The following is a 9,137-nucleotide window of genomic DNA, read 5'->3' as shown; positions in this document are numbered from 1 at the left end:
GGGCGGGGGTGTGTTCTGACATGCGTATTGCGATGGTTTACAGCGCGTTTCCTGACAAGTGTGTTGCAACACGCCGAAACGGGGTAGGCCTCGGCGAAAAACTGTTATTGTAACAATGAAATAGCCGTGCGGTGCGATTCAAACCCATATCATGGTGTGATTTTCAAGGCGTTTCATCACGTATCGATCACCAGTCGCCAAGGCCCGCTCGACAAAGGTCATCGATTCAACCTGATACAGCATTGGGTGAATACGGCTGTGTATTGGAAGGTGTGATGGCGGAACTGTTCATTAGTCCAGCTGAATCAATGCCTTGACTATCTGGCGACTGGATCTGGTGGATAGATGCTTGTTCAAGCCGTTGACGCGAGATTGGATCATCTTGCCTTGATAGGGTGCCTGTATTGGTCTCGAGCGCCGATTCGGGTTACTTCAGATTCTGCATGACGTTCAGTAGTAAGCTGAGCCCAGCGCACCATACATCACATCTGTTCGCAGTACATACTTTACCCCCTCGGTAACGGCAGCACCGCAGTGAACCAGCCCATGGTGAAATACCAAGGCCATCCCGCATTGTCCTTTGATATCCATCCATTCAAATTTCGTCTCCCCGCCGCCGTAACCGTCGTTCAAGTAGATCAACAAGGTGAGCAGACTGCGCTCGTTGTTGGCTCTGACATAGGGGCCATCTTCATGCCAATCGAACTTTTGTCCTGGGGTATAACGATAGAAACGGAAGCGTTCGTTCAGCCCAACCAACACACGGCTACCCATCACCGTCATCAAATGGGGTTGCAAGGTTGAAAACAGGTCGGCAGCTAAGTCGTGATCATCAAAAATCACTCGGTCGTTGTTGCGCACATCTTCTACTCGACGTGGGCCTTCGCGTGTGTTGATGGCGGCCGCCTCGAAGCCCATGGTTTCAGCTTGGGCAATCATAGCCTCACAGCAAGAGGGGGAAAAGAAGGGCTGGAGTGTAAAGACGCCATTGTTGTAGCGCTGAAAATCCATAAATTTGTTCCTGAGAATGATTTAGAGGGGTTGCAGTGGTGGCAGCACCGGTTAAGGTTCGGTACTTCAAAGAAGTGCCAGCCCGGGTGGGCTGGCAGGTGGGCTATTTGGTCGTGAGGGATTGCTTCAGTTCGGTATCCATGCGAGCCAGTTCCTGCATGGTTTGTGCCCGTTGCTGGCTGCGTTGCTCTGCCAGTTGGACTTTTTGACGAATCATGTCGATGGTCTTGTCCTGCACGTGTTGTAGCGTGTTGACGTCCACTGCTTGGCGTTGCAAGGCCTTTTCGGAATTGATCACATTATCGTGAATCTGATCGGCCGCCCGTTTCATCGACGTCTGGATCTGATCCTTGACCCGATTGCTGATCTCAATGTTGGCTTTCTGGCGCAGGCTGAGCAACCCCATGCTGATGTCGGTGCCCCAGGCAGGGATGGCGTTTTCCAGCAATGAACGGAAATCATCTGTAATGCCTTTATTGGCATCTTCCAGGCCTTTGATCTGGAAGGCACGCAACTTGGCTTGATGAATTTGTAGCGCGATGGTTTCCGCACGACGATTCAGGCGATCCACCCGCTGCCGTTGCTCGGCAATTTTCATCGGATCGCTGGGGTCCATTGCGGCCAATTTTTGCTGTTCTTCTTCCAGCACAATCTGGACGGCCGGCAGAATCTGTTCCAGCGATTGCATGTCGACCAGATTGGCGTTGTATGCATTGATCAGCCACTGGTTGTCGCTGTCCATGACCCGCAGGCGGCTACGCATGTCGTTGCTGATCTTGTCGATTTGGCCTTTGGCGCTGTCAAAAGCCTGTACCACGTCCACCTTCGCTACTTTGAAGGTGCGTTTCACCTTGTTGATCAAACCGCTGACACCGCTGGGTTCACCCAATTGGTCATATTGCACGGTGCTCATCAAACGCAGGATGTCATTCATCCCACGGCCAAATTCTCCGGTATCGGTGGCCCGGGTCTTGGCCAACAGTTGTTCAGACAACCCAACCAGTTGCTGGGTCTGACGACCGCCAATTTCTTCCAGACGGTCACTGCTGATCTGACGGATCTGCGCGACCAGCGCATTGTCAACGGCAGGCGCCACTGCGGTAACCGGAGCCTGCATGCCCAGATCAATGGTCGGCACCAGATTGGCTGGCTGTGGGGTATGAATCGGTGTGGCGACAGTGGGCTGGGGGGCCGTGGTGGTCGGGCGCGGCGCTGGCGTGCCGCCACCGAACAGGTCTTTGTATTGCGTCATGGTAGTCCTCAAAGGCGTTGCTGGATGTCGACCACCAGCAAGGAAAGAAAATTGGCTCGCCAGTCGTCGATATCGCGCAATTGTCGTTCCAGTTGTTCAATCAGTTGGCGTGTGGATACGGCCTGCAATGATAGGATCTGCGACTGGGTCAGAATCCGCGCAAGCAGATCATCGTTGCTATCCAGCACGGCTTGGCCATCGGTTTTCAGTACCCGGGCCAGGCGGTCAAGGTAATCGGTTTGGCGCAGCAATTCGTCCATGTCATTTTGCAGGAACACGTCCGTTTTCAGCTCGCTGCGCATGAAGCCCTGCAGCTCATCCACCAGCGCGTGTGCACGCGCCTTGTCTACCGCCGGTTTGCGCCCAAGTAATGAGCGTTTCGGGTTGATGACAGCCTGCAGTTCATCGGCTTGCCGTTTAGCGTTGTTCAACAGATTGCTGAGCTGGTTCTCGCGATGCTTGACGGATTGCGTCAGATCAATCACCCGGTGCATCAGTACTTCGTTTTCGCGAACCAGTTCGGCATAACGCAGATTGACACCTTCAGGTGTGGCAATCGACGTGGGCGGCGGCGTGGTGATCGAGTTCGTTGACGGCAGGTTCATGCCCAGATCGACCTGGGGAGTCGGTACTAGGGCGGGAACACCAGCAAACAGATCCTTCACAGCTGCCGGTGCTTGTGTCGGCACCGGCACCACATTGTTGGGCGCAGCGGGCTGCGCCCCAAACAGATCGCGCATCTGTGGCTTGTCGTCAGGCTTGCCAAACAGGTCGCGATAATCCGACATCATCAGCCTTGATAACCGAACAACTGGAAGAAGTCCGGCAACTCTTTGCCTGGGTAACCTTGGCTGACATTTTCAACTGTCCACACATTGTTGGCTTTGCGGATGCTGGCGAACAGGCAGCCGGTCGAGCCAGCGTCCATCGACGCCAAACGGGCTTCTGCCAGCAGTTCGTTGGTTTCGTTGTTGAAGATCTGCATGGTGGCATCGTTTACCTCGGCAAACGACTGGCCACGTGCAATGGCTTTGTCGATGGTGCCGACAATGGCAATCAGATCGCAATTGGCAGGGATGGTATTGAAGCGGATCAGGATGACTTCATCCGGCTCGTCACCATCACCAGTCCGATCATCGCCAGCCAGGTGTTCCATGGATGGGGTCTTTTGCTGACCCCAATAGCAAATGTGCCCGACATCGGCAATGGTACCCAGTGGGCCACCGCCGGTACTGTTCAGCGGGAAAGCACTGGCATCCAGGTCATAGCTGCCACGGCTGGTATTTTTTGGGGGTGACCACGACAGCTCCAAACGGACCTCTTTCAATGGGGCCGCGTTTTTGGTCAGGGGCAGGGTGGCACCTTTGGTCATTGGTAACATCGGGGTTCCTTTTCGTCGATCAATACAAGTTCAGGGTGACACCAGAGTAGCCATTGCTCCGGGCCACCTGGTTGACACATCAAGCTTTATATTCGGTTGGTAGTTTTTCAAACCAGCGTTTGAATTCCGCATCAAAAATATGTTCATACAATTGGTCTGTCGACAAGCTGGCCAAGGCGGTCAGGCGATGGAAGGTACATCCTTCGACATCTTCAGCCGCTTTTTGCATCAACTTGAATTTCACGCTTCGGTCCGAATTGGCGCCAATCAGTACTACGAAGGTACCAATCGCGGAGAGTTCCTTCAATTGCGAGATGAAGTGGTCTTCTGAGCCCATGTCTTCGCCGTCGGAAACGAACAACACCAGAAACGCCTCTTTCTTGGCCGGCGCGGCTTCCGGTTTCTTTTTGCCGAAACTGAACAGGTTCTTCAACAGGCTGCCAGTCTTCTTGACCATGCTGTCGCTCTTCAGCAGCGTCTCCAACGCCGTACCATAATCGGTGGAGCCCCACAGAATTGAATCCGCCCGGCGCAAAAATTCTTCACGAATGTTCTCCGCGTGGTTGAGCGAATAATCGCCTGTGTCTTTTGCTCGGTCGGAGAACCCGATGATCTGAATATTGCGATCCGGGTCGATTTCACCTGCAATGGCCAGGGCTGCGGTAAAGAATGGATCGACAACATAACCGCCCTTGGGCAGCTTCTTGGTGAATTCATCCTTGAAAGATCCGCTGACATCCGCAAACAACTTCATATTGATTTTGAAGGTGGCGGGGACATCCTGCTTATGCAACACCAGGCGGACTTTTTCCTGTTCTTTTGCCATTGGCAGACTCATGCTTGACTCCGGGGACTAAAGGATAGATAGGATAGGGTGCAATACGTCAAACGGATAAATACGCAGTATCAAATGCCAGCCGTCATGTATAACCCACTTGGCATGACTTGTCCATTGGCAGCCAAGTCAAGCCGATTGCCCATTGACGATCATCAAAGGGGGCGCCATGAAAACATGGCATGACTCATTCGTCGTGCCATTCTGTGGCACATTGAGTGACGGCCTGACTGCTGGCAGGGGTGATGTCGAGCGGGCGCTGGCTACGTTGTGCTTTCGTTGCCGGTACGCCGGCCGGCCAATCCGTGCTGTGCCAGGCGAAACGCCAGCCTGGGTTGAGTACCGTACCGCTGGCAGCATAGCGAATGGTCAAATGGCCGCTAGATTCATCATGGCAATGTGGCGAACGCTTGTAGTCTTGTTCGCTAAAGCATGCGCGAATCATCTCGCTTTCGCTGAAAGGCACGCATCGGTACAGCACTTTGCCGGAATCCACCTTGGGTGACAGGGCAACAAAGTCTGCCACGGTTTGCCCACGCCCACCGCCTGAATAAGGAACAGCATGACGAAGCGTGATGGCAACCGCCCAACCTTGCGTACCGATCGGATACAAGACAGGGTGAACTGACATCTCCGCGTCATTGTTGGGTAGCGGCATGCTGTGTTTGTATTGGGACAAATCCAATTGGCTTTGCATCACCGGTTGGCCGGGATTGTATGAATTGAACAAGGCGATAGCAGGCTGTGCCTCATCAATCAGTACCCAGCTTTGTGGGCTGGGGCCGGGGTAAAGCTTGGCCTGTTTGGGTTGGCAGGGCGTGGCCAGCAACTTGCAAAGTGCCTCGATATTAATCGTGGCTGGGGATGACTTGGCGGTTTTCAGTACCAGTGCTTTGGGAGTGTCTTGTGCTATGGCCAATGGGTTCAACACCATGCTGTATAAGACCAGGCATAGCCAAGCTGGGTGCAAGCGGAGGATGGGTAACATCGATCAAGTCGTGAAGTAATCAGGACCGCCATGCTAGGCGGAAACGGCGTACTTGAACAGGTGGGGCGAAGCTGGCACCCATACAAAGCGTTAACGCCAGCCAGTTGCCAAATTCGAGTAGGCGATGAATACAGTGGCAGCATAGTTTCACCTGTTCAAGCACTAACGAAAAACCTGGTTGGTTACTGCATCTACAACATCCATTAAATGGGTCTGCACGCCAACCGTTAACTAATGTTGATGACGACGCAGCGGTGATCAGAGCCGCCATAGTAAGGCCCGGCGACGGATGCCTTCCCAGTACCGTTGCTTACCGCGTAATCAATTATTTTATGACTGGCAGGTCGTGTCGCTTCGTCGGGGGCGATGACTCTGGCCCGCCGGTCCATCCAGGACAGATCGCCATCTGCTTCCTGATTGAAATCACCAGCGACAACCCACGTCTTTCCATACCCATTGGTCAGAACCGACTGAATCGCCTGATTGATGTACTCACGCCCCCCGGCATGAATGTTTGCCACATAGTAGGAGGCGCCAATCGATGCACGCATGATGGGTCGTTTGTCTGAATCGGTTGACCAGGACACCGATGGCCCGCCACTACCTTTGAAGAGCATTGCCATGGAGCAGCGGATATTGCCTGTTCCCCCCTGTCTGTCCCACCATAGATACCAGATGCTGTAACCGCTATATGTTCCAATCATGTATGGTTTCTCTTGCGTCAATTCCCCCGTGTAACCAAGCTCCTTCGGAAGATTACCGGCTTCCTGTATACAGACAACATCTGGCTGGTATTGATCAATTCGATCGGTCATTGCATTCCAACGTTCACCCAGTGTGTTCCAAGTAAGCAGTTTCATGAGATCGTTCCTTTTATGAAGTGAAGTTATGCAGAATTGACAACCAGGCAACGGAACCCCTGTCTTGCATGATGAATCATTCATTGACCGCTGAATGCCAAATGGCATGTCAACTCTAGCGGCCACAACGAGCTCTGATCCCGCCACCCTAGGTGAACAGCACAAGCACCCGTAATGTGGGCCAGGCGCACGGGCCTCCTTCTTTTTTAATGGGCACTTTTCTTGACATCAGTTATGAACACCGGGTAATGGGTTTTCACTTTAATTGCACTACTTGGCCAGATTCCCTCTGTGGCTTTGAGGTTGATAAGATAAGAAAGGACTGCTTCTCAAGACTGCTGCCCGCTGCAGGAAACATGTGGAGAAAGCGCATTTCGCAAGATATCAGGGATGGGCGCGGGTCTTCGTGTCGTCGAAGCGACGCAGATCTGTGTAAGTTTCGCTGAGAACGCAGGCTCTGAACTAGCCGAAGACGGAACACTCAATGGCGTGAGTGCGCATCTCGATAACGTTGACAACAATTGCTACTTCTGAAAAGCAAGATCACAATGATGCGACTGTTCTTCGCCGACATCAAGAAGTGGTCAATGCGCGTTGGTGGCGGGCGCGCCATTGGGGCAATGAAATGGCCTCCTTCGGTGCTGGTTTCTGCCGACCGGTTGATCGAAACAAATGCAATCCATGAAAAGGACACCAAGCCAGCAGCCCACAACCAATGCTGCCCTGTTTGACAGCGCCGGCGGTGAAACGCAATGGCAGGTCAGCCCCTACCAGTCACACCCGTGGCTCGGCCGCTTGGTGTTTCAGCAACTGGTGCAGGATTTTCTGATCTTTGGGAATCTGTACGTCGAAAAGCAGTGCAACCGCTTGGGCGGGGTGATCAAGCTGGACCCTGCGGCCAAGTTCTTGCGGCGTGGAATTGAACTGGACAGCTATTGGTGGGTCCCCAATGCCCAGCAGGCCAGTCCGTTGGGCGAAGTGTTTCATTTGCTGGAGCCGGACATCAACCAGGAAGTGTACGGCCTACCGGAATACCTGGCTGCACTCAACAGCGCCTGACTCAACGAAAGCGCCACCCTGTTCCGTCGCAAATACTACCTGAACGGTTCCCATGCTGGCTTCATCTTATATATGACCGATGCCGCGCAGAACCCGGCCTACGTGGATGCGTTGCGCACTGCCTTGAAAGACAGCAAAGGTCCCGGCAACTTCCGCAACCTGTTCATGTACGCGCCCAACGGCAAGAAAGACGGCATCCAGATCATGCCGATCAGCGAGGTAGCGGCCAAGGATGAGTTCTTCAACATCAAGGATGTCACGCGGGATGATGTATTGGCGGCGCACCGGGTACCACCGCAGCTGATGGGGATTGTGCCGAACAATACCGGTGGCTTTGGCGATGCCGGCAAGGCGGCGCAGGTGTTCTATGAGAATGAGATTGTGCCGTTGCAGGCACGGTTACAGGAGTTGAATGATTGGCTGGGGGAAACGGTGATCCAGTTCGGACCGTATGCGCTGGCAATGCCGGACACCACCGCCTAGGCAGTGGAGTTTCCGGCCTGATTCAGATGTCGCTTAGATCGGTGTCTGGAAACTCGATGACCTGCAATGGTTCTAGCTGGGCCAGGAACACCAGATGCTCGATGATGCTGACCTTTTGTAGTTTCTCGACCGTGTTCGGGCAGCCCAGTGCCAAGGCGGGGACATAGCCATACATTTCGGTGGAATCCAGGCGGCCGAGTCGGGCTAGGGCACGGTCGAACAGGGGCTGGCTATTCATATCGCTCCAATCCATCAATGCAGGATTACACGCACAAAGCCAGTGCTGAATGACAGTATTACTGTTGCCGATTTGCACTTGATGTTGATATGTATGGTTTGGAAATGCGGAAGCGCTGGCAGGGCTAATTGTTAAAGATGGCCCAGTTCTTTCGCCCCATAAATACAAATCGCCGAAAGCGCCTCTGGCAATTACGTGATAGGCATCCTGCTCCATGAAAGGCATCTCGCCAATCCAGGCTTCCAATACGGGTTCATATTCTTGGGGATTCACTAGCCAGAAGCGCCCCTTGGCATAACCGGCCCAACCATAGCCTTCCCAATACTTCAGTAACTGATCAGGTAACTTACCGCGATAGCGGTCAATGCTGGATTGTGGTACCCATTGGCGCAGAAATGCTGGGCCGAAATCTTCCAGGAACAACTCGATAAATTCATCCATGGATTGTCCCCCTATTTGCAGCGAGTTAGTGTTGCATTCATGTTCGTCGTTGCCCGTAGACTCGGCAAAATTTTCTGAGCGGCCTCATCCAGTGCGTGTACCCGGAAGCGGCCCTTGTCACCGTCCCACTCCGGATGTTTTTTGCCGAGCGACTTGCCCCACTGAGCCCCGATGGACTTATTGACCTTGGCATCACCGAAGTCCGCGATCTTGTCTTTGCCGCCAGTGTACATATCAGGGTTGTGTAAGGCTGCAAGCGCTTTCATTTTATTGGTGGCCACTTGTCGCGCCAGTTGTCTGGCTTCTCTTGGGCTCAACCCATTTCGTAAATGTTTGCCGAGTTCTTCATTTTCTAGTTTTGCTTGATAAGCAAGTCGAGCACGTTCCGCCACCTGCGGATCAGCTGTCCGCCCAAACTGCTCATACAACTCCCGCCCCTTCAGGAATTCATCCACCGTCAAATCATTCAAGCCATCCTGCTGGCCCTTCAATTGCCGGTCGAACTCGTTGAGCTTGTGGCGGGGCATGCGGTCGGCCTTGAAGCACGGTACTTTTACTTCCGGGGTGCGCGGTGGCCCCACGGGCGGCA

9 protein-coding genes and 1 pseudogene are annotated in these 9,137 nt (G+C 53.6%); 1 reads left to right on the top strand and 9 read right to left on the bottom strand.

Translation table 11 applies throughout. The annotated features are described in order from the left end of the window. Positions 1-450: 450 nt before the first annotated feature. From FFS57_RS23795 to FFS57_RS23765, 7 genes are all read right to left on the bottom strand, one after another. Entirely contained in the window at positions 451-1,011 is a 561-nt protein-coding gene (locus tag FFS57_RS23795) for a prolyl hydroxylase family protein (protein WP_137940323.1), read from the bottom strand. Positions 1,012-1,114: 103 nt separating this feature from the next. Next, on the bottom strand, positions 1,115-2,263 hold the full coding sequence (locus tag FFS57_RS23790) for a toxic anion resistance protein (RefSeq protein WP_137940322.1): 1,149 nt from the start codon (positions 2,261-2,263) through the stop codon (positions 1,115-1,117). An 8-nt stretch (positions 2,264-2,271) separates the two neighbouring features. Beyond that, complete coding sequence (locus tag FFS57_RS23785) at positions 2,272-3,054, bottom strand: hypothetical protein (protein ID WP_137940321.1); 783 nt, start codon at positions 3,052-3,054, stop codon at positions 2,272-2,274. Further along, positions 3,054-3,644, bottom strand: coding sequence for a TerD family protein (locus tag FFS57_RS23780; protein WP_137940320.1), 591 nt, complete (start codon positions 3,642-3,644; stop codon positions 3,054-3,056). The genes FFS57_RS23785 and FFS57_RS23780 overlap by 1 nt, the downstream gene beginning before the upstream one ends. Positions 3,645-3,723: 79 nt before the next feature. After that, the gene (locus FFS57_RS23775; RefSeq protein WP_137940319.1) at positions 3,724-4,482 is read right to left on the bottom strand and encodes a VWA domain-containing protein; all 759 of its coding nucleotides are present in this window, start codon (positions 4,480-4,482) and stop codon (positions 3,724-3,726) included. 184 nt (positions 4,483-4,666) lie between these two features. After that, a complete protein-coding gene (locus FFS57_RS23770) occupies positions 4,667-5,467 on the bottom strand; it encodes a hypothetical protein (RefSeq protein ID WP_137940318.1) in 801 nt (266 codons plus the stop codon). A 227-nt stretch (positions 5,468-5,694) separates the two neighbouring features. Continuing rightward, positions 5,695-6,327 (bottom strand): endonuclease/exonuclease/phosphatase family protein, encoded by a 633-nt coding sequence (locus FFS57_RS23765; protein ID WP_171014181.1) that lies wholly within the window; start codon positions 6,325-6,327, stop codon positions 5,695-5,697. A gap of 762 nt (positions 6,328-7,089) precedes the next feature. On the opposite strand from FFS57_RS23765, the pseudogene FFS57_RS23760 reads away from it, so the two are divergent. After that, positions 7,090-7,869, top strand: a pseudogene (locus FFS57_RS23760) (phage portal protein); the annotation flags it as partial. A gap of 22 nt (positions 7,870-7,891) precedes the next feature. Here the strand turns inward: FFS57_RS23760 and FFS57_RS23755 are convergent. Together FFS57_RS23755 and FFS57_RS23750 are read right to left on the bottom strand one after the other, a co-directional pair. Then, positions 7,892-8,548: a GAD-like domain-containing protein gene (locus FFS57_RS23755; protein WP_137940316.1), complete on the bottom strand. Its 657-nt coding sequence runs from the start codon at positions 8,546-8,548 to the stop codon at positions 7,892-7,894. An 11-nt stretch (positions 8,549-8,559) separates the two neighbouring features. Beyond that, positions 8,560-9,137: polymorphic toxin type 15 domain-containing protein (locus FFS57_RS23750; RefSeq protein WP_249384146.1), on the bottom strand; the 578-nt coding region annotated here is incomplete at its 5' end.

This window comes from Chitinivorax sp. B (assembly GCF_005503445.1).
GTDB lineage: Bacteria > Pseudomonadota > Gammaproteobacteria > Burkholderiales > SCOH01 > Chitinivorax.
Note: the sequence above shows the minus strand (reverse complement) of the source record. Positions and strands in the feature narration are given on the sequence as shown.